We start from the raw sequence: 20,022 nt of genomic DNA on the forward strand, positions 1-20,022 counted from the left end.
TTCGAACTCATCAAGTATTGAGCAGCGTGTGGCCGTTGACGCCTTCGGCCATGGCCACGACCACCTTGCGCTCGCCGCTGAACGGCTTGCGCGAGTGGGCGGTGAGCATGTTGTCGAGCATCAGCACATCGCCGGTATTCCAGGGGAACACCACTTCGCATTCAGCGAGCACGCCGCGAATCTGCGCCAGCGCGTCTTCTTCCAGCGGGCTGCCGTCGCCGTAATAGACATTGCGCGGCAAGCCCTCCTCGCCCACGGTGTCGAGCAGGATTTCCTGCATTTCCGGGTCGAGGTTGGAGAGGTGGAACAGGTGCGCCTGATTGAACCAGACCCAGTCCTTGGTGCGCGGGTGTTGCGCCACGCCCTGTACCAGTTCGCGGGTGCGCAGGTCGCCGTCTTCGGTCCACTCGCACTGGATGCCGCGCTTGTGGCAGTAGGCTTCGACTTCGCCGCGCTGCTCAGTGTTGAACACCTGCTCCCAGGTCAGGTCCAGGCCATTGCCGTAGTTGCGCACGTACATCAGGCGCTTGTCTTCGAAGCGCTTGCGCAGGGCCGGATCGATGCGGCGGAACACTTCGCGGCTGTCGGCAATCGGCGTCTCGCCACCGCTGGCCGCAGCCTTGGCGCAGTAGAACCAGATGCGCATCGGCCATTCGGTGGTGTAGGCCTGTTCGTTGTGCAGCGGGATCGAGCGGTGCGCCGGGTATTCGGTGGAGGTGTACACCCCCTTGCCGCCGACCTTGCTGCGCGGGGTCGAACCGAACTCGTAGTTGAGCAGCGGATGACCGAACGCCGCAGCGAAACGCTGGAAGCCTTCGACGCCGTCGCTGTCGAAGCCGCTGAACAGGATGGCGCCGTCGCGCTCGAGCATCCGCTCGACCACCCCGCGCAGGGATTCGAATTCAGCCGCCAGCGAGGCGCCTGCCTGGCCGGGATAGACCCGCAGCGGGAAGCCGGTTTCGACGTGAAGCTGGTGTGGCGTGAGCACGCTCATGTTCATGGGCAGTCGCTCCAGAAGCTGCTGGAAATGGGATTGATCAGGCCATGGCCTTGCGCAGGCTCAAGGGGCGCATGTCGGTCCAGGTGGTTTCGATGTAGTTCAGGCAGGTCTGTTTGTCGCCTTCGACACCGACGCTTTTCCAGCCTTCGGGGATGGCCTTGTAGTCGGGCCAGATGGAGTACTGTTCTTCGTGATTGATCACGACTCGGAATTGGGTGTTTTCGCCGTCAAAGCTCATGTGCGGACCTCGTCATGTTGAATCGCCTTCGTACAGATGGCGTTATCTACAAGACGATTGAGGGGGCGGGATGATTAGTGGTTTTTTTAAAAGCGTGATTTTTAGACCGTGCTCATGCTTCATGGCGCAGGTGATGCTGATTTTTTGTTCTGGCTAAGGCCAGAGCTGTTTCAAGATCAAAGGCGCTCTTCCTAACGTCAGATCTGTTTCGACTTCGTCGAGTTACTTGGAAAAGACACCCAAGTAACCAAGGTGTCTTGCTCCTGGTTTGGCCCTCCTGCGTCGGGTCCCTTCATTCCGGTCCCGCTCCGTGGGCCCGGCGCGAATGGGCCATCCATGGCCCCGCGCCTCGCGCGGCATCCTGCCGCTTGGCCCACTACGCGGGACCTCCATTCAGCCTGCACCCAAGTCGCGATTTGTGGCGTCTGGTCTGTCGCGCACAAAGATCAAAAGCCAAATCAAGAGCGCAAGAGCGATGCCCTCCGTAGCAGCACGGCTTGCCGGCGGGAGCGATCTTGAAGGCGACCCGCGGGCAAGCCAGGGTGCTACGGGGGCGGCGTTAGCCGATCGATGGCGTTAGCCCATCGCTTTTGATTTTGATCTTCGTGCGCAATAGCCCAGACACCACAAATCGCGACTTGGGTGCAGGCTGAATGGAGGTCTCGTGGAGTGGGACGAGCGACAGGATGTCGCGAGAGGCGCGTGGGCCATGGATGGCCCTTTCGCGCCGTGCCCACGGAACGAGACCGGAATGAAGGTACCCGACGCAGGAGGGCCAAACCAGGAGCAAGACACCTTGGTTACTTGGGTGTCTTTTCCAAGTAACTCGACGAAGTCGAAACAGGTCTGACGTTAGGAAGAACGCCTTTGACTTTGACTTTGACTCTGATCTTGATCTCAAAAACCGCAAAAAAAAGGGAAGCCAGCTCTCACCGACTTCCCTTTTCCAGATCCAACCCAGCGGCTATCAGCCAACCGGATTGATCGGCTTTTCCGGGTACCAGGCATCCATCAGCGGGCTGACTTCGACCTTGGTCACTTCACTGCGCGCCTTCAACCAGCTCTCGACGGTTGCACGCTGCTCTTCGGTGACCGAACCACGCTTGGCCGAGCAGACCAGACCGTAGTCGTCGCCGCCCACGTAATCCAGACCATTGGCATCCATGGCCTCCTCCAGGAAGGCGTCGAGGAAGGCATCGACCGCCGCGTCGTCCAGGTCTTCCTTGAACTCCAGGTTCAATTCAAAGCCCAGCTCCTGAAATTCATCCACGCACAGTTTCTTGCGCAGACGGCGGGAACGATTAGTCGCCATGAAAACAATCCTCAAAAATGAATATCGGGCGGCACTCTACCAGTTTGGCTGCGCAAAAGCCCGAAAACCACGTCATCAGCCGACGACCCTGCACAGAAAATCGGGTTTTAACGTGACAATCCGAAGACTTTTGCAAAAATAGCGGCGTTTGACGACCATACTCTGACGCAAGTCACCAACGCTTGCGGCATAATGCCGCTTTGGCGGAAGGCATCGCCTTTTTCCAGCGGGACGGGACCTTTTTACCCGTGCCGGTTTTTTGAGTCATGAGGGAATCCATCCCCTCTCCCCCCTCGTCTTGCAGTAGGGTTTTATTGAATGATCAAATCTTTGCGTCCACTGTTTCTTGCCTCCCTCCTCCTGCCGATTTCCCTCTGCGTCTCTGCCGCCCCCATCAATACCGCGTTGCCGCCCAAGGTCGAACAGGCCCTGAAGGCCAGCAAGCTCGATCGCAGTGCCCTGTCGCTGGTGTTGCTGCCGCTGACCGGCCCGGGCACCCCGACCGTCTACAACGCTGACGTTTCGGTGAACCCGGCGTCGACCATGAAATTGGTCACCACCTACGCATCGCTGGAAATGCTCGGCCCGACCCACCAGTGGAAAACCGAGTTCTACACCGACGGCACCCTGAGCAACGGCGTGCTGCGCGGCAACCTGTACCTAAAGGGCGGCGGCGATCCCAAGCTGAACATGGAAAAGCTCTGGCTGCTGATGCGTGACCTGCGCGCCAATGGCGTCACTCAGGTGACCGGCGACCTGGTGCTGGACCGCAGCCATTTCATCCAGCCGCAACTGCCGGTGTTCGACGACGACGGCAACGACAAGAACAAACCCTTCCTGGTCCGTCCCGACTCGCTGATGGTCAACCTCAAGGCCCTGCGCTTCGTGACCCGCAACGATGGCGGCAAGATTCTGGTGTCGGTGGAACCGCCAATTGCCGCAATCCACATCAACAATCAGGTCAAGGCCCTGGCCTCCAACAAGTGCACGGGCGATGTGCTGTACAACCCGGTGCCGGAAGCCGATGGTGGCATCACCGTGACCGTGTCCGGCCAGTTGGGCGACGGCTGCAACTCGCAGACCTACCTGTCGCTGCTTGACCATCCGACCTACACCGCCGGCGCCGTGCGCGCGATCTGGCAGGAACTGGGTGGCACCATCCAGGGCAAGGATCGCCTGGACGTCGTGCCGGGCAGCGCCAAGCTGCTGGCCAAGGCCTATTCGCCGGACCTGGCGGAAATCATTCGCGACATCAACAAATTCAGTAACAACACCATGGCCCAGCAGCTGTTCCTGAGCCTGGGTTCGGAGTTCCGCAACGAAGCCGACGGCGACGATGCCAAGGCCGCACAGCGGGTCATTCGCCAGTGGCTGGCGAAGAAAGGCATCGTCGCGCCGCATCTGGTCATGGAGAACGGTTCGGGCCTTTCCCGTGCCGAGCGCGTCAGCGCCCGGGAAATGGCGCAGATGCTTCAGGCCGCATGGAACAGCCCGTATCAGGCCGAGTTCATGAGCTCGCTGCCGCTGGCGGGGATGGACGGCACCATGCGCAAGCGCCTCAAGCGCACCGCTCTGCGCGGCGAAGCTCACATCAAGACCGGCACCCTGAACACCGTGCGCGCCATCGCCGGTTTCAGCCGCGACAGCAACGGCAACACCTGGGCAGTGGTCGCCATCCTCAACGACCCGCGTCCATGGGGCGCCTCGTCGATCCTGGACGAAGTGCTGGTGAGCATGTTCAACCAGCCGAAGCTGGCCAACACCACCATTTCGCTGCAGCAATAACGCTCGCTGCAACCAAAAAGACCGATCATATGATCGGTCTTTTTTTGCCTGCTGCCTGCCGATCTGCGGGGCGTTTCTGACAGAGACGTCATGAACCGCGCGCAGATCCGGCGCTATGCTCTGTCACTCGTTCCGCTCCCACAGGACTGTGACCCTCATGAAACTTCCTTCCGGCAAACGACTGCTCGACAACATGCTGGCCGCAAGCATGCTCGCCACGGCCCTGCTCATGGCACTGCCCTCCCATGCCGAAGACGCCAAGCCCACTCGGGTGCGCGGCGCGATCACCGCCGTTGACGGCGATGTGCTCAAGGTCCACAGCAATCGTGGCGAAGATGTGCAGGTCAAGCTGACTCAGGACACTCAGGTGCGCGGCGTGACCCTGGCGCAGGTGTCGGAAATCAAACCCGGCAGCTACGTCGGCTCGGCCGCCGTACCGCAAGCCGACGGCACGCTCAAGGCGCTGGAAGTGCATGTTTTCCCACCCGAGATGGCAGGCACCGGCGACGGGCATCGCGCGTTCGACCTGGCCAAGGACAGCACCATGACCAACGGCTCGGTGGGCGATCTGGTGAACACCAACGGGCGCACCATCACCGTGAACTACAAGGGTGGTCAGAAGACGATCGTCATTCCCGACGACGTGCCCATCGTCAATCTGGTACCCGGTGATCGCAGCCTGCTCAAGCCTGGGGTAAAAATCGTGCTGCAGGCGCAAAAGGACGCGGGCGGTGCGCTGCAGGCCCTGTCCATTTCAGCGGGTGAGAATGGCGTGACGCCGCCGATGTAAAACCGGCGGCGCAGATTACAGGCAGGTCGCCAGCGCAGCGCCGCGCTGGTCGACGACCTTGGCGCCCGGCTTGGCGTAGAAGTTGATCGAGGTCAAACCGCCCTTGCCTGCCACGTCGGCAAAGTATTCGCCCTCGGTGGTGTAGACGGTGAATTCGCCCGGCTTGCCCTTGTCCATGAACACGTCCGCGACGTCGCCGAACAGCTGCACATTGGCCCAGGTCACCTTGATGCATTCAGCCACCGCAACCGCCGGTTTCTGGCTGGTGTAGACCTGCGCAGGCCCCGCCGAACGGGTTGACCCCATGTTCATGCAACCTGCCAGCATCGCCAGCGCTACCGCTCCCGCCCAATGTTTCATGACAGTCCTTTCGATAAAAAAGGAGCGATGTTAGCAGCATGGCCAGCTTCGCTTCTATTCTTTGCAACAGCCTTTGTCATAGCTTTTGTCACAGTGCATCAGTCATCCAGCGGCGTGGGTGCTGCAGCCGGTGCACCCTTGCCTGCCTTGCCGGGCTTGCCATTGGCGGCGGCCTTGGGCTCGGCGGCAGGCGCCACCGGTGCCGGGGCGGCCGCTTCCTTTTCGGCCATGGGCATCTGGTCGATGGTACTGAAGATTTCTTTCGGATCGATGGCGCCCTTGTGGTCGATCTTGGTCTCGCCGTCCTTGCCCACCAGGATCACCTGCGCCTCGGAGCCTGCGCGTGCGCCCAGCTTGAGATCACGAATCAGGGCCATGGTCGACTGCGCGTCCATGTCCCTGCCCTCGCGCTGCCCCATCATGTTGACGATGGTGTAGAGCACCATATTGCGCTTGGTGAAGGCCTCCTTGTTGGCCGGCTCGGCGAGGCTTTTCTTCAGGCTCACCAGCGTCGGATCCACGGAGCTTGAAGCAATGATGATCAACGGCCGCGACCTGCCACGCTCCTGGGCCAGTGGGGTATCACTGTCGGCCGCCAGCAACGGGCTGGACACGGCAAACAGAATGGCAAGGGTCAGTGACCGACTTAACATACGCACCTCCTTTCGATATCCATGCACTGATGATCGCGCATCGTGGCAAAAGGTCCAGCCGATGGATTGAAAAATCAGGATTTTTTTCGGAAGGGAACGTAGGCGCCTGTTTCCAGAGAAGCGCACCGCTCGAACGACGGGACTTGCAGGCCCATCAAATGACAGGCAACAAAAAAGGGCGAATCTTTCGATTCGCCCTTTTCGTAACCCGCCCAGCAGAGCGGGTTGTATCTGGTAGGCACGATTGGACTCGAACCAACGACCCCCACCATGTCAAGGTGGTGCTCTAACCAACTGAGCTACGTGCCTGCTGTGAGGCGGCATTCTACGGATATTCGAAAGTGTGTCAACGTCTTTTTTCACACTAACCCTATGAATATGCGAATTTTTTGCAGCGCCCCCTGCCTGCGCCCAGCAACCGGGAAACCATCGCCTGCGCTACCCCGCCGTTTTGCCCGCCTATACTGAAAAAACCCTTGGCTGACTCACCCACGCCAGCCACGGATCCAACGCCCCAGACACACGCGGGGGATTGCCATCGTGATCGCGCGCGCCCTGCTGTTTTCCGTAACGCTGATGCTCGCCGGTTGCGCGTCCGCCCCCAAACCTGCGCCCGTCGCGACCCCCATCGCCGCCGAAACCTGGTACCAGGTCGACCAGGAAATCCTCGCGGCATCCAAGAACGCGACCCTCCCCGCCCGCCACTACGCCACCCAGACCATGGACAGCTGGATGGACAGCGTCTATCAGCGCACCGAATCGCACTTCATTCCCTGGTTCGCCGGCTACTGGACCCAGCAATGGCTGACGCTAAAAGTGAGCTGGTACAAGGTCAGCGCCAAGAAGGGCGAACCGACGGCGGCCCAGCGCCTGGACGCCTACCTGCAGGAGCAATACCACGAACGGGTGCTAGACCCGGTGTCGAAACAGATCGACCCCGAAGCCGTGACGAACCAGGCCACGGCGTACTACATCCAGCAACTGGGCCAGCAACTGCCTTCGATTGCCGAGCGCCACCAGATTCCGATCGAGCAGTTCAACGCTCACCTCAACAACATTCCCGCCATCGCCCTGGCGCCCCCCTCAAGCAGCAATGCAACGCTGTATCAGCTCGTCCATGCCGAGCCTCTGGTCAAACTGCCCGCCTACGCTGCCTTGATCGAGCGCATTCACGAGGCTGCCACCGGCCCTGAAGCCGGGCGCCCCGACGCGGGCATTTCGTCGGTGGCCATTCGCTCCAGCGAAAAACTCGAAGCCAGCCTCGCCCCGCGCGGCGCCGCCAGCGCCGTTGCCGCTGTGGTGGGAAGAGTCGCCGGGCTGATGATCTCGGTCGGCACCATCGGCTTTGGCGCCATTACCCATCAGAACGAACGGGCCTCGATGGAAGAGCAGATGCGCAACAGCCTGTATTCAGCGCTCAACGACAAGAAACGCAGCCTGATCGACAACCCGCAGTTCGGCGTCATGTCCGGGGTCTATTACCTGGCCGGGCAGATCGAAGGCAGCCTGGGCGACGCACCGCTGCTGCCGTCATCCCTGGAAACAGTGGCGCCGGAGACACCGCCGCCGATCCAGCCGTGAATTCACATACCGCCGCTGGTCGCCATGATGGCACTTTGTTGAGACTCAGACGGCCAAAGTCATCACAGGATTGACGACACGGAGATCACCTGATGAACAGATCGTTTGCGACACTGGTTTTGGGTTGTGCGTTGATTGCCGGCTCCCCCGGAGCATTCGCAAGCGCAGCATCGCCGGAAATGGGCCCGACGCCCTCGCAGATGGGCATCGACCCCAGAACCCAGGGCAGCGACGTGCAGCGACAGGGCACCGACATGGACAAGGGCGACCCCGGTACCGGCATCCGTCGCGGCATGAACACGGGCACTGGCACCCAGCAGCACAACGACGATGCCGACCTGCCGGGCGGCGACAGCACCGGCAGCGGCTCGATGGGCAGCGGCTCGAAAGGTTCGGCTGGTGGCTCGTCGAGCGCAGGCGGTGTCGGTGGCTGACCGAACAATCGGAAAGTGCCCACACAAACCGCAGCCCCCGCCGACGGCTAACCTCACCGCCGTCGTCTAGCATCACGCCGTTGTTACATTGCATTGCTAAGAAAGGACAGCGCCGATCCAATCGGCCTGTCCTTTCGGTTTTGGGGGATCGACACCGTGGGAATGAAAAAGTCAGCGCTCGAACTCAAGCGAGACCTGAACGCCATCGCCGGCAACCTGGAACGCACCGCCGGAGAAATCAGCCGCCTGGCCGAGAGCATCGAGGATGTCGACGTGGTGGCGGTGTTGCACCTGATGAATCAGCAATACCGCGATGCCGACCGGCTGCGGGCATATGTGGATGAAATCCGCGCCGGGCGGATCAGTCGGGCGAAGGCGTAACGGCAATCTCTGATCCGCAGACAACAAAAAAGGGCGAATCTTTTGATTCGCCCTTTTCGTAACCCGCCCAGCAGAGCGGGTTGTGTCTGGTAGGCACGATTGGACTCGAACCAACGACCCCCACCATGTCAAGGTGGTGCTCTAACCAACTGAGCTACGTGCCTGCTGTGGGTCGGTATTCTACGAATATTCGACAAGGTGTCAAGCGTTAATTTCAGCTAACTCTTTGAATATTCTGATCTTTTGATACGCACATGACGTAAGCGGCACATATTTCAAACACTTTTCAGTGGATGATCCGCTGGTGGCGCCCATTTATCTCAGGTAGGATCGGCGCATCGTTCAAAATATAAAACAGGGCTCACAGGATGACGAACACCGCGTACCCGCAGTCTTACTATGCCGCATCGGCCAATCCCGCCCCTGCCCGGCCGATGCTGCAAGGCGAGGTCGAGACCGATGTGTGCATCATCGGTGCCGGTTACACCGGCCTGTCGAGCGCCCTGTTCCTGCTGGAAAACGGCTTCAAGGTCACGGTGCTGGAAGCCGCGAAGGTGGGCTTCGGGGCGTCTGGCCGCAATGGTGGGCAGATCGTCAACAGCTACAGCCGCGACATCGATGTCATCGAACGCACCGTTGGCCCGAAACAGGCGCAGCTGATGGGGCAGATGGCGTTCGAAGGTGGGCGCATCATACGCGAACGCGTGGCCAAATATCAGATCCAGTGCGATCTGAAAGACGGCGGTGTATTTGCTGCGCTGACCAGCAAGCAGATGGGCCACCTGGAATCGCAGAAAAAACTCTGGGAGCGTTATGGCCACACGCAACTGGAGCTGATGGATCAGCGCCGCATTCGCGAGGTCGTGGCCTGCGACCAGTACATCGGCGGCATGCTCGACATGAGCGGCGGCCATATTCATCCGCTGAACCTGGCGCTCGGCGAAGCGGCGGCGGTGGAGTCGCTGGGCGGGGTCATTCATGAGCAATCGGCGGCCATTCGTATCGAACGCGGCGCGAGTCCCGTCGTGCATACCGCGCAGGGCAAGGTCCGGGCGAAGTTCATCATCGTCGCGGGCAACGCCTACCTGGGCAATCTGGTGCCGGAACTGGCAGCCAAGTCGATGCCGTGCGGCACGCAGGTCATTACCACCGAGCCGCTGAGCGAAGAATTGGCCAGCAGCCTGCTGCCTCAGGATTACTGCGTCGAGGACTGCAACTACCTGCTCGACTACTACCGCCTTTCCGGCGACAAGCGCCTGATCTTCGGCGGCGGCGTGGTGTATGGCGCCCGCGATCCGGCGAACATCGAATCGATCATCCGCCCGAAGATGCTCAAGGCCTTCCCGCAACTCAAGGATGTGAAGATCGATTACGCCTGGACCGGCAATTTCCTGCTGACCCTGTCGCGGCTGCCACAGGTCGGCCGACTGGGCGACAACATCTATTACTCCCAGGGTTGCAGCGGCCATGGCGTGACCTACACACATCTGGCGGGCAAGGTGCTGGCCGAGGCGCTGCGCGGGCAAGCCGAGCGCTTCGATGCGTTTGCCGGGTTGCCGCATTACCCGTTCCCCGGCGGGCAATTGCTGCGCACGCCGCTGACGGCGATGGGCGCGTGGTATTACAGCTTGCGGGACAAGTTGGGGTTCTGATTCGGCGATTCGGCTTGCGGGTGATGGCGATCACACCGCCCACCCGCGGGCAAGCCCGGCTGCTACGGGCGAATGTGTTGATCACATATCCGGCAACCAACCCCGCCCCGTAGCAGCACGGCTTGCCGGCGGGGCGATCTTGAGAGCGCTGCCGGCTGCCGGGCATACCGTTAGCGAGGGTTGTTGATCGCCTTCACCGCCTCGCCCGCCGCCTGTTCCTGCCCCGCCTGCGCGAGGTCGTTGGCCGCCTTGAGCCAGCGTTCGCGATCGACCGGCGTCGGCAACTGGCGTGGGCTCTGGACGAGAATGGCCCAATTGCCGGCGTTGTTCCAGTCCGAGGTGAACTCGTCGAAGCTCACGGTCAATCGGCCAAGGCCGGTGTAGATCAACACCGTGCGCTTGTTCTGGTTGAAGCCTACCAGCACGCCGTAGCGCTGGTCCTTCCACCACATCGAGCCTTCCGAGAAGCGCAGCAGCACCGGGTAACCGGCCGACACTTGGGCCAGCAAGTCGGTGAACTGGTGGTCAATCGGATACACCACAAAACCGTATTCACGGGCCAGGTTGCTCATGCTCTGGTCGAGTTTTTCCTCGGCGCCCGGCAGTTTCAGCGGTTTTTCCAGCAGGCCCGGGGTGGTCTGCACACCATGCACGGTGAGCATGCTGGCCAGCGCGTTGGGGCCACTGTTGTAGGCCTTGCCGCGGAAGAACGGCACCGCGTTGATCTCGACCCGGTCCGGAAGGTTCTTGTACATCGCCGGGTAACCGGGCTTGTAGGTGTGGGAATCGGCGCAACCGGCCAGCAACAGGGCCAGGCCCAAGGCGCACCATTTCCGTTTGGCCCCAAGGACATCCATTCGCGACAGTACCGGCACGTTGTTCACTCACTTGTCTGGCGCCGGGCAACCCGCGACCCGGCCGGACGCCGATCATAGAACCGCTTTGGCCCGGGGTATAGCCTCAACACGCAGTCAATCAGCACCGATAGAACAAAACGGTCCTGCAAACGCGACCTTCGGTCAATTTTCAGCAACAACCAGCGTACTAGACTGTCGGTTAGAAAGAGACGAAGAGCGAAGACCGGAGGAACCCATGAGCCTCGGAATGACCATTGTGATGTTGATCGCTGCGTGGCTGGCCGTCGCGGGCGCCATGCTATGGGGTGTGATGCGCATTGCCCGTCGCCATCACCCGCACCACCACAGCACGCCGATCGTCAAACCTGCGCAGGTGGCTGAGCGCAAGCACCGGCATGCCCACGCGCATTGAATCGTTGTTCAACCCCAATCATTAGAAGTGGATAAAAAAACGGTCGGTGATGGTGCTCCCATCCCGACCGTTTTCCATTGCGCCACCGCTCTCGACGGCCCGTCGTTCAGATTTCCTAGGCAGCCTCTTCAGCTTGCTGGCGCTTGAGCTTCGCCCGACGCGCCAGCATGTTCAGGCCTTCGATCAGGGCCGAGAACGCCATCGCGGTATACACATAGCCTTTCGGTACGTGGGCGCCAAAGCCTTCGGCGATCAGCGTCATGCCGATCATGATCAAAAAGCCCAGCGCCAGCATGACCACCGTCGGGTTGTCGTTGATGAACTTGGCCAGAGGCTCGGACGCCACCAGCATCACGATCACGGCAGCGATCACCGCGATGACCATGATCGGCAAGTGCTCGGTCATGCCCACAGCCGTCACGATGCTGTCGATGGAGAACACCAGGTCGAGCATCAGGATCTGCCCGATCGCAGCGGCCATGCCGAGCGTAACGGTATTGGACACGGCTTTTTCTTCTTCACCTCTGACGTCCATGCTGTGGTGGATCTCGGTGGTGGCCTTCCACACCAGAAACAGGCCACCGGCAATCAGGATCATGTCCTTCCAGGAGAACACCTGCCCCATGATCTCGATCACAGGTTCGGTCAGCTGAACGATCCAGGCCACTGTGGTCAGCAGGCCCAGACGCAGAATCAGCGCCATGCTGATACCGATCCGACGCGCCTTGGTGCGCTGATGCACCGGCAGCTTGTTGGTCAGGATCGAGATGAAGATGAGGTTGTCGATACCCAGCACGATTTCCATGACCACCAGGGTCGCCAGGGCAATCCATGCCGTAGGGCTTGCAGCCAGTTCCAGAAGATATTCCATGTGCCGGTATCCAGTGAGTTTGTTACAAAAAGGGACAGCGCGAATTCTAGAGAGCGAAACACTTCAGGAAAATTCGTATTTTCAAGGCGTATACTTCGGTTTTAACGAAGTATCAGAAGGCGTCGCACCCTATGCTCAACTATAGGCAACTGCATTATTTCTGGGTGGTGGCCAAGACCGGCAGCATTGTGCGCGCGTGCGAGCAGTTGAACCTGACGCCGCAGACCATCAGCGGCCAGATCAGCCTGCTGGAACAGACCTTCGGCGTCGCCCTGTTCACCCGCGTCGGGCGCCAGCTGGAACTGACCGAAACCGGGCGCATCGCCCTGCCCTACGCCGAACAGATGTTCCAGCTGGGCGGTGAGCTGGAAAGCCTGCTGCGCGCCCAGCCCGATGAGCAGCAGATCCCGTTTCGCGTCGGCGTGGCGGATGTGGTGCCCAAGTCGATCGTTTATCGCCTGATCGCGCCGACCATGGCGCTGAGCGAGCCGATGCGCATCACCTGCCGGGAAGACCAACTGGAGCGGTTGCTGGCGGATCTGGCCATTGCACGGCTGGACCTGGTGATTTCCGACAGCCCCATGCCCTCGCACTTGGACATCAAGGGCTACAGCCAGAAACTGGGGGAATGCGGCGTCAGCTTTTTCGCCACCACGGCGCTGGCTCACACCTACGGCCAAGACTTCCCCCACGGCATGCAAGGAGCACCGCTTCTGGTGCCCGGCCAGCAGACCGTGGTGCACAGCCGCCTGATGCGCTGGTTCGCCGAGCAGAACGTGCAACCGAGAATCGTCGGCGAGTTCGATGACAGCGCCCTGATGAAGGCCTTCGGCAAGTCCGGCAGCGGGATTTTCGTCGCACCCAGCGTGATTGCCGATGAGGTGATGGAGCAGTACGACGTCGAACTGATTGGCCAGACCGAAGCGGTGACCGAGTCGTTTTACGCGATCTCGGTCGAACGCAAGGTCAAGCACCCCGGCATCGTGGCGATTACCGAGGGGGCGCGACAGCAGCTGTTCACTGACTAGGCTTCACAGGCCTGAGCTTGGGGCCTGGCAGTCATCAGCAACAGCGCCAGCAGGATCGACAGCAGGATGATGCCGGCGGCAGCAAAGCCCAGATTGCCCAGGCCCAGATGATCGATGACCCGGCCGCCGATGATCGCGCCGATACCGATCCCCAGATTCGCCCCGGCGATGTTCAGCGAGGCCGCGAAAGCCGGTGCCTGGGGCGCAGCTTTCATCAGCCGTACGTGGCTGACCAGGAACAGCGCCGCCTGGGTCACGCCCCACACCGCCAACGCCAGAGCCAACGCCGGCAGCGAATGCATGCTCGGTACCACCATGACCATGCCGCCGACCATGAAGGTGCAGAAGGTCAGGCTGGCGATCAGCGGGTGGCGGTCCACCAGACGCCCGCCCAGCGAGTTGCCCAGCAGCCCCACTGCACCGAAGCCCATCAGGCACCAGCCCACCACCGTGCCGTTGAACCCGGCCAGGCGTTCGAGCATGTCGGCCAGATAGGTGTACGCCGTGAACATGCCGCTGAACACCAGCACCGAGAGCAACACGTGCCCCTGCATCACCCGGCTTTTGAGGATGCCGAACTGACTGCCGAACGATGCCTGATTCTTGTGCACGCTGCGCGGCAGGTAAATGAACAGCAGCAAGGCCTTGGCAAAGGCCACCACCGAGAGGATCGCGAAAGCGCTGCGCCAGCCGAAGGCGTCGGAAATCAGCGTGCCCACCGGAATGCCGAACACCGTGGCGCAGACGATGCCGAAGCCGATCTTGGCGATGGCCCGCCCGGCGTGGTCAGGGCCGACGATGTCAACGGCCGTCTCGCTGGCCAGTGCCCAGAACACCGGCAAGCCCAGTGCCGGTACCAGCCGGGCAAGTGCCATGACCCAGATATTGGGCGCCAGTGCCGCGACGGCGTTGGACACCGCGAACATGATCAGCACCGAGATGAACAGGCGCTTGCGCTCGAAGCGCGAGAAATAAGCGGTCAGGAACGGTCCGAAGCAGGCCACGGTAAAGGCGAACAGCGTCACCAGCAGGCCGGCCTGAGGGATGCTGACCGACAGGTCGCGGGCGATGGCCGGCAAGAGACCTACGATGACGAACTCTGTGGTCAACACCGTGAATCCGGCGGCCGACAACAGGTAGATAGGGAAAAACATCAAATCTCCAGAACGACGAAACGACCAGTCCTCGCGGAGCGGTCGGTCGGGTGAAAAAAACGGGAGGCGATGGCAACAGATACCGCCGCCTGAACGATTCAGACGGCGGTCGGGAGCAAGCGTTCAGTGAGAACGCCTGGGCAGCCAGGCTTAGAACGTGCCCATATAATCGCGCTTACCGACTTCCACGCCATTGTGGCGCAGCAGATCGTAAGTGGTGGTGACGTGGAAGAAGAACTGCGGCAGGGAGTAATGCAGCAGGTATTTCTGGGTGCTCAGGCGTTTTTCCTTGTCGGTGCCCGGACGCAGCACGATCTCGCGCTCTTCATTACCGTCAACCTGGTCAGGGGTGATGGTGTCCAGGAAAGCCAGCACCTTGGTCAGCAACGCTTGCAGCTCGGCGAAGGTGGTTTCTGTGTCGTCGTATTTCGGCGGCTCGATACCGGACAGACGCGCGCCCGCGCCTTTGGCGAAGTCCACGGCGATCTGCACCTGGCGCACCAGCGGGAACATGTCAGGGAACAGACGTGCCTGCAGCAGGGCATCCGGCTGGATGTTTTTGGCGGCGGCGTGCTCTTCGCCTTTTTTCAGCACCGCGCCCAGGGCGGTGAGCATTTGCTTGAAGACAGGAATCGAAGCGGCATACAGAGAAATGGTCATGGCAGTTCCTGATGGGATGAAGTCACATTGAAAAGGCATGCAGCGCATGCTGACGCGGCTTGTCTTTTACCTCATCGAGCCCCTACCCTCATAGCCTTTTCAATGTTTGGGGAACAGGTCATGTCCACAGAGACGGATGTCGAGAACACAGTTGAAAGCGCAGACGCTCTGCAACTGAACAGCACCGAGGTGCGCATTCTGGGCTGTCTGATCGAAAAACAGGCCACCAACCCTGAAACCTATCCCCTGACGCTCAATGCCCTGGTGCTGGCCTGCAACCAGAAAACCAGCCGGGAACCGGTGATGAACCTCACGCCCGGGCAAGTTGGGCAAAGCCTGCGTGCACTGGAAGGCCACCAACTGACCCGTCTGGTCATGGGCAGCCGCGCCGATCGCTGGGAACACAAGGTCGACAAGAAACTGGAACTGGTGCCGGCCCAGGTGATTCTGACCGGCCTGCTGTTCTTGCGCGGCCCGCAGACCGTCAACGAGCTGCTGACCCGCAGCAATCGCATGCACGACTTCGACGACAGCGCTGCGGTGGTCCATCAGCTTGAACGCCTGATCGCCCGCGGCCTGGCGGTGCTGATCCCGAAACAGTCCGGCCAGCGCGAAGACCGCTACATGCACACCCTGGGCGACCCTGCGGACATGGAAGCGATTCTGGCGGCGCGGCAGAATCCGTCAGAGCGCTCAGGCGGCAGCAGCCCGGCACTGGCTGAACGGGTTGAAGAGCTCGAAGCGCGGATTGCGGCGCTGGAAGAGCGTCTGGCGCGGCTGGAAGGCTGAACATTCGCTCTTCGTAGCAGCACGGCTTGCCGGCGGGTGCGGTGTGTCAGTGACAGATATACTGACTGACACACCGCTCCCGCCGGCAAGCCGTGCTGCTACGGGACGGTGTTGCGGCCGCGATCGGCGAATGGGTCACACACCCCGCGCAAACGCCGCCGCAGCCTCATATTGCGCCAGACTCGGCGTCACGCCGGTGTACAGGATGAACTGCTCCAGCGCCTGGATCGCCGCCACCTGATCGCCGGTGATTATCCGCTTGCCGTGCTTTTGCGCGTGAACAATGAACGGTGTGAGCGCCGGGCTGGCCACCACGTCGAATGCGGTATCAGCTGCTTCGATGGCATCGGCCTCGAACGCCAGCGCATCGGCCTGATCGCCGATCATGCCCAAGGGCGTGACATTGACCAGCAACGGCACCCGCTCGCTGCCCAATTCCGGCTGCCATTCGAAGCCACAGGCACGCGCCAGCGCCCTGCCCGCCTGTTCGTTACGCGCCACGATCAGCCCATCGGTGAACCCGGCATCGCGCATCGCGCAGGCCACCGCCTTGGCCATGCCGCCGCTGCCACGCAGGGCGAAGCGGGTGCGCGGCACGGCATGGCTGTCGACCAGTTGCGCCACCGCGATGTAATCGGTGTTGTAGGCTTTCAGATGGCCGTTGGTATTGACGATGGTGTTGATCGACTCGATGGCCGCCGCCGAGCCGTCCATCTCGTCGATCAGGGCAATGCACGCTTCCTTGAACGGCATCGACACGCCACACCCGCGAATCCCCAGCGAGCGCATGCCGGCGATCGCTGTCGGCAGGTCATTGGGTGCAAAGGCCTTGTAATAGAAATTCAGCCCCAACTGTTCGTACAAGTGATTGTGAAAACGCACGCCGAAGTTGCCGGGGCGGGCCGCCAGCGACATGCACAACAGGGTTTCCTTACTGGGCGAATGAAACATGAAATCTCCTGAACGGTATTAGTGAACGGGCCAGCAAAGGCGTAGAATTCAACCGCTTGCGGCGCATTCCCGAGCAATGGCTCTCAATGTCGCCCAATACCTTACACAAAATTTACGCAACGGCTTCGCAGATTTCCCGAAACCTGTTGTCTGAGAAGTTATCCCGTGGCAATGCCTGAGCGTAACGCAGGCTGGCGACAACGGGACTGAACACCCGAGGAACAGTCATGATTCGTCACATCCCCAAGGTTGCCTTGTTGTTAGGTGCCCTCGCCCTCGCAGGTCAGGCCGAAGCCCATGGCGGCGGCCCGGGCTGGGGCGGAGCGGCAGTCATTGGCGCAGTCGTCGGCGGCGTGGTGGGTGCAGCCGTGGCTTCAGGTCCTGTGTATGCAGCACCGGCACCGGTCTACGTGGCCCCGCCGCAACCTGTGTACTACGCGCCGCCACCGCCACCGCCTGTCTACGTACAGCCGGCCTACGTGGTTGAACGCCCGGTGGTGTACGGCCCTGGCTACTATGGCCCGCCACGCTACTACGGTCCTCCACGTGGCTACTACCACGGTGGCGGTCGCTGGTAACGGCAGATATCAAGACCGCTTCGGGTCATCGGCCCAAAGCCTCGAACACAACAACCCCGCTCGCAAGGCGGGGTTGTCGTTTTCGGGCGTTTTTTCTGAACGTGGCCGTCGCGCCACTGTGACCTGACAGACAAAACCGCACATCCGTCAAAGCCAGAACCTGACCTGTCGCTCATCAATGACGACTATCGAGAGCAGTGATTTCTGCCTGTGCCACCCTGATCGTAAAGTAGCGCCATAGATTGATGGAGGCACTTATGACCAAGGTTCAAATCATGTCGGTAGTGGGCAGCGCAGTCCCGGCACAACTTCGCGAACGCGGCCTGTTGGCGTGCTGGTACCTGATGCACAACGGCGAGCCAGTCAGTGGTCCTCTGTCGTCGCTGCCCGCAGCACAGGCGCTCTCGCAACAAATGGAAACCCGCCAGCTCAACGGCTGAAACGAATTCGCTTCTTCTTCAAATCGTGCGTTGCTCCGCACTTCCCTTTAGCCCGCCTCCCTGATGCGGGCTTTTTTTTGCCTGCGATTTGGCGTTTAGAGGCGCTCTGCCATGGTTGCATTCACCTGGCAGCGATGAGCCAGCTTCTGCAGGCGCTTTTCCAGTGCGCCGAGCACCACGCGATCGGAGCGACCGCTTTCCAGCTCTTCGATCAGGTCGTTGGCCACCAGACGCAGTTCATGGGCAATCACCACGCGGTCGTCGTTCTGATCCAGCTTGTGGGATTCGAACAGCCGATGCAGGTAATCCTCCAGGGTGCGCTGCAAGCGGTGACGATCGGCGGCGCGCAGGTGCACCAGGTTGACCGTGGTCTTGGCCAGCAGCTCGTTCAGCTCGCCGCACAGGTACTGCATGCGCCGCGCGTAGCCGGTTTCGCGGTCGCGCACCTGTTTCTGTTGCGCTGCCAGGTCCTGGCGACGCTGAATGGCCGGCACGGTAATGGCCATCATCAGGCCGACGATCAGGCCGATCGCCTGAATCCAGCCGGCCCAGTCCGAAGGCCGCACAAACAATCCTGCCACCAGCAAGAGCACCGCAACGACCACCGCGCCGGACACCAGCGCAGCGTAATCCTTGCTGACAAACCCCTTGGGCATCACGCAACTCCTAGGTCAATTCAAATGAAGGGATTCAATGGCGTGGAATGCTAATCGGTGGCCGCCGCAAGTGCCATGAATATCGACGCCACCGGCCTAAATACAGGGTTTTGGGATCCTTAACCTGAACGAATGCCATACAGGCGGTTTTTATTACTCAAAGGTCCAACCCAGGCCATCGACATAATTAGAAACATGCTCCTAAAATGCGCCGATCTTGTTGTCGTTCTTGAAAAAAGTCCGGCTTTCCACGCTATCTCTCATCCATAAGTGAGCTTTGCTCTTGAAAATTCGCACATCACTCATCGGCCTATTATTTGCATTTACAGGCTCTGCACTTTCCACTGGTGCACTTGCGAACGAACCTGCCGCCTTCAACCGCGACCCGGCCAATCTTCATCTGGCCTCTGGCAGCGCGATGATCACCGACCTGCAATCGGGCCAGGTGCTGTATTCCAGCAATCCTGACGTGGTGGTGCCGATCGCCTCGGTCACCAAACTGATGACCGCGATGGTCACCCTCGACGCCAAGTTGCCGATGGATGAGATGGTCAAGGTCGACATCTCCCAGACCGCCGAGATGAAGGGCGTGTTCTCCCGCGTCAAGCTGGGCAGCGAGCTGAACCGTCACGACATGCTGCTGATCACCCTGATGTCGTCGGAAAACCGCGCCGCCGCCAGCCTTGCCCACAGTTACCCGGGCGGCTACCCGGCCTTTATCAAGGCGATGAACGCCAAGGCCAAGGCGCTGGGCATGAGCCACACCGTGTACATGGAGCCGACGGGGCTTTCGGTGTTCAACGTTTCCACCGCGCGCGACCTGACCAAGCTGGCGCTGGCGGCGCGCAACTACCCGATGCTGCGTGAGTTGAGCACCACCCCGGAGAAGACTGTGACCTTCCGCAAACCCACCTACACCCTGGGTTTCAGCAACACTGACCATCTGGTGCGCAAATCCAACTGGGACATCAAGCTGACCAAGACCGGCTTCACCAACCAGGCCGGGCACTGCCTGGTGCTGCTGACCAGTATGGCCAACCGTCAGGTCTCGGTGGTGATTCTCGATGCGTTCGGCAAGTACACCCACTTCGCCGACGCCAGCCGCATGCGCCTGTGGATGGAAACCGGCAAGAGCGGCCCGGCGCCCGCCGTGGCGCTGCAGTACAAGAAGGACAAGAACCTGATCATGAAGCAGAAGGGGCTTCAGGCTTCCGAATGATCACACCTTTTTGACGTGGCACCGATCCTCGCCCCGTAGCCGCACGGATTGTCGGCGGGGGCGGTGTGTCAGTCGATATATCTGTCACTGACACACCGCTCCCGCCGGCAAGCCGTGCTGCTACGGAGCGGGGTTCAGGTCAGGATTCAAATTTTCATGAAACCTGTCCGCTGATCGAACAATCCTGCCTTTCCCGACTACGCTGAACAGGTTGATGCCTG

General features: G+C 60.8%; 23 protein-coding genes and 2 tRNA genes. 12 read left to right on the forward strand and 13 right to left on the reverse strand.

The genetic code is table 11. From position 1 onward, the window contains the following. Positions 1 to 10 precede the first annotated feature (10 nt). The 3 genes from AC1MEK_RS02505 to AC1MEK_RS02515 form a co-directional block, all read right to left on the reverse strand. The gene (locus AC1MEK_RS02505) at positions 11 to 994 is read right to left on the reverse strand and encodes a TauD/TfdA family dioxygenase (protein ID WP_480394778.1); all 984 of its coding nucleotides are present in this window, start codon (positions 992 to 994) and stop codon (positions 11 to 13) included. 43 nt (positions 995 to 1,037) lie between these two features. After that, on the reverse strand, positions 1,038 to 1,238 hold the full coding sequence (locus AC1MEK_RS02510; RefSeq protein WP_081569556.1) for an MbtH family protein: 201 nt from the start codon (positions 1,236 to 1,238) through the stop codon (positions 1,038 to 1,040). Positions 1,239 to 2,205: 967 nt separating this feature from the next. Continuing rightward, positions 2,206 to 2,550, reverse strand: coding sequence for a YggL 50S ribosome-binding family protein (locus AC1MEK_RS02515; RefSeq protein ID WP_480394675.1), 345 nt, complete (start codon positions 2,548 to 2,550; stop codon positions 2,206 to 2,208). Positions 2,551 to 2,868: 318 nt separating this feature from the next. Between AC1MEK_RS02515 and dacB the strand changes: the two genes are divergently transcribed. Both dacB and AC1MEK_RS02525 read left to right on the forward strand, forming a co-directional pair. Continuing rightward, positions 2,869 to 4,335 (forward strand): D-alanyl-D-alanine carboxypeptidase/D-alanyl-D-alanine endopeptidase, encoded by a 1,467-nt coding sequence (gene dacB / locus AC1MEK_RS02520; protein ID WP_480394676.1) that lies wholly within the window; start codon positions 2,869 to 2,871, stop codon positions 4,333 to 4,335. A gap of 157 nt (positions 4,336 to 4,492) precedes the next feature. Next, the gene (locus AC1MEK_RS02525; protein ID WP_480394677.1) at positions 4,493 to 5,125 is read left to right on the forward strand and encodes a DUF5666 domain-containing protein; all 633 of its coding nucleotides are present in this window, start codon (positions 4,493 to 4,495) and stop codon (positions 5,123 to 5,125) included. Between the two features lie 15 nt (positions 5,126 to 5,140). Here the strand turns inward: AC1MEK_RS02525 and AC1MEK_RS02530 are convergent, their stop codons facing one another. From AC1MEK_RS02530 to AC1MEK_RS02540, 3 genes are all read right to left on the reverse strand, one after another. Then, on the reverse strand, positions 5,141 to 5,485 hold the full coding sequence (locus AC1MEK_RS02530) for a 2-oxoacid ferredoxin oxidoreductase (protein WP_480394678.1): 345 nt from the start codon (positions 5,483 to 5,485) through the stop codon (positions 5,141 to 5,143). Positions 5,486 to 5,583: 98 nt separating this feature from the next. Further along, positions 5,584 to 6,138, reverse strand: coding sequence for a DUF4174 domain-containing protein (locus AC1MEK_RS02535; RefSeq protein ID WP_480394679.1), 555 nt, complete (start codon positions 6,136 to 6,138; stop codon positions 5,584 to 5,586). Positions 6,139 to 6,370: 232 nt separating this feature from the next. Further along, a tRNA-Val gene (locus AC1MEK_RS02540) sits at positions 6,371 to 6,447 on the reverse strand. A gap of 231 nt (positions 6,448 to 6,678) precedes the next feature. Here AC1MEK_RS02540 and AC1MEK_RS02545 point away from each other — a divergent pair. From AC1MEK_RS02545 to AC1MEK_RS02555, 3 genes are all read left to right on the forward strand, one after another. Continuing rightward, a complete protein-coding gene (locus AC1MEK_RS02545) occupies positions 6,679 to 7,719 on the forward strand; it encodes a hypothetical protein (RefSeq protein WP_480394680.1) in 1,041 nt (346 codons plus the stop codon). A 92-nt stretch (positions 7,720 to 7,811) separates the two neighbouring features. After that, entirely contained in the window at positions 7,812 to 8,153 is a 342-nt protein-coding gene (locus AC1MEK_RS02550; protein ID WP_480394681.1) for a hypothetical protein, read from the forward strand. A 162-nt stretch (positions 8,154 to 8,315) separates the two neighbouring features. Further along, positions 8,316 to 8,534 (forward strand): hypothetical protein, encoded by a 219-nt coding sequence (locus AC1MEK_RS02555; RefSeq protein ID WP_480394682.1) that lies wholly within the window; start codon positions 8,316 to 8,318, stop codon positions 8,532 to 8,534. 87 nt (positions 8,535 to 8,621) lie between these two features. On the opposite strand, the gene AC1MEK_RS02560 is transcribed toward AC1MEK_RS02555, so the two are convergent. Then, positions 8,622 to 8,698 (reverse strand) — tRNA-Val (locus AC1MEK_RS02560). Between the two features lie 204 nt (positions 8,699 to 8,902). Between AC1MEK_RS02560 and AC1MEK_RS02565 the strand changes: the two genes are divergently transcribed. Beyond that, positions 8,903 to 10,186 (forward strand): NAD(P)/FAD-dependent oxidoreductase, encoded by a 1,284-nt coding sequence (locus tag AC1MEK_RS02565; protein WP_480394683.1) that lies wholly within the window; start codon positions 8,903 to 8,905, stop codon positions 10,184 to 10,186. Between the two features lie 170 nt (positions 10,187 to 10,356). Here AC1MEK_RS02565 and AC1MEK_RS02570 read toward each other — a convergent pair whose 3' ends face one another. Continuing rightward, on the reverse strand, positions 10,357 to 11,043 hold the full coding sequence (locus AC1MEK_RS02570) for a cysteine peptidase family C39 domain-containing protein (protein WP_480394684.1): 687 nt from the start codon (positions 11,041 to 11,043) through the stop codon (positions 10,357 to 10,359). 235 nt (positions 11,044 to 11,278) lie between these two features. On the opposite strand from AC1MEK_RS02570, the gene AC1MEK_RS02575 reads away from it, so the two are divergent. After that, the gene (locus tag AC1MEK_RS02575) at positions 11,279 to 11,455 is read left to right on the forward strand and encodes a hypothetical protein (protein WP_480394685.1); all 177 of its coding nucleotides are present in this window, start codon (positions 11,279 to 11,281) and stop codon (positions 11,453 to 11,455) included. Between the two features lie 115 nt (positions 11,456 to 11,570). On the opposite strand, the gene AC1MEK_RS02580 is transcribed toward AC1MEK_RS02575, so the two are convergent. After that, positions 11,571 to 12,326: a TerC family protein gene (locus tag AC1MEK_RS02580; protein WP_480394686.1), complete on the reverse strand. Its 756-nt coding sequence runs from the start codon at positions 12,324 to 12,326 to the stop codon at positions 11,571 to 11,573. A gap of 131 nt (positions 12,327 to 12,457) precedes the next feature. Here AC1MEK_RS02580 and nhaR point away from each other — a divergent pair, with 131 nt between their 5' ends. After that, complete coding sequence (nhaR, locus tag AC1MEK_RS02585) at positions 12,458 to 13,354, forward strand: transcriptional activator NhaR (RefSeq protein WP_480394687.1); 897 nt, start codon at positions 12,458 to 12,460, stop codon at positions 13,352 to 13,354. Here nhaR and AC1MEK_RS02590 read toward each other — a convergent pair. Together AC1MEK_RS02590 and AC1MEK_RS02595 are read right to left on the reverse strand one after the other, a co-directional pair. Then, the gene (locus AC1MEK_RS02590; protein WP_480394688.1) at positions 13,351 to 14,508 is read right to left on the reverse strand and encodes an MFS transporter; all 1,158 of its coding nucleotides are present in this window, start codon (positions 14,506 to 14,508) and stop codon (positions 13,351 to 13,353) included. The two genes, nhaR and AC1MEK_RS02590, sit on opposite strands and share 4 nt — an antisense overlap. 150 nt (positions 14,509 to 14,658) lie before the next feature. Beyond that, positions 14,659 to 15,168 carry a DUF1993 domain-containing protein gene (locus AC1MEK_RS02595; RefSeq protein ID WP_480394689.1) on the reverse strand — a complete coding sequence of 170 codons (510 nt, stop codon included), beginning with the start codon at positions 15,166 to 15,168 and terminating at the stop codon, positions 14,659 to 14,661. A gap of 120 nt (positions 15,169 to 15,288) precedes the next feature. Here AC1MEK_RS02595 and AC1MEK_RS02600 point away from each other — a divergent pair, with 120 nt between their 5' ends. After that, complete coding sequence (locus AC1MEK_RS02600; protein WP_480394690.1) at positions 15,289 to 15,957, forward strand: YceH family protein; 669 nt, start codon at positions 15,289 to 15,291, stop codon at positions 15,955 to 15,957. A gap of 135 nt (positions 15,958 to 16,092) precedes the next feature. Here the strand turns inward: AC1MEK_RS02600 and AC1MEK_RS02605 are convergent, their stop codons facing one another. Continuing rightward, positions 16,093 to 16,908, reverse strand: a complete 816-nt coding sequence (locus AC1MEK_RS02605; RefSeq protein WP_480394691.1) for a shikimate 5-dehydrogenase — start codon at positions 16,906 to 16,908, stop codon at positions 16,093 to 16,095. 227 nt (positions 16,909 to 17,135) lie between these two features. On the opposite strand from AC1MEK_RS02605, the gene AC1MEK_RS02610 reads away from it, so the two are divergent. Together AC1MEK_RS02610 and AC1MEK_RS02615 are read left to right on the forward strand one after the other, a co-directional pair. After that, positions 17,136 to 17,486, forward strand: coding sequence for a hypothetical protein (locus AC1MEK_RS02610; RefSeq protein ID WP_480394692.1), 351 nt, complete (start codon positions 17,136 to 17,138; stop codon positions 17,484 to 17,486). Positions 17,487 to 17,743: 257 nt separating this feature from the next. Next, positions 17,744 to 17,926 (forward strand): hypothetical protein, encoded by a 183-nt coding sequence (locus AC1MEK_RS02615; RefSeq protein ID WP_480394693.1) that lies wholly within the window; start codon positions 17,744 to 17,746, stop codon positions 17,924 to 17,926. A gap of 95 nt (positions 17,927 to 18,021) precedes the next feature. Here the strand turns inward: AC1MEK_RS02615 and AC1MEK_RS02620 are convergent, their stop codons facing one another. Continuing rightward, the gene (locus AC1MEK_RS02620) at positions 18,022 to 18,582 is read right to left on the reverse strand and encodes a hypothetical protein (protein ID WP_480394694.1); all 561 of its coding nucleotides are present in this window, start codon (positions 18,580 to 18,582) and stop codon (positions 18,022 to 18,024) included. A 283-nt stretch (positions 18,583 to 18,865) separates the two neighbouring features. Between AC1MEK_RS02620 and pbpG the strand changes: the two genes are divergently transcribed. Then, on the forward strand, positions 18,866 to 19,801 hold the full coding sequence (pbpG, locus tag AC1MEK_RS02625; RefSeq protein WP_480394695.1) for a D-alanyl-D-alanine endopeptidase: 936 nt from the start codon (positions 18,866 to 18,868) through the stop codon (positions 19,799 to 19,801). Positions 19,802 to 20,022: the final 221 nt, after the last annotated feature.

Source organism: Pseudomonas sp. 2 (assembly GCF_056627435.1).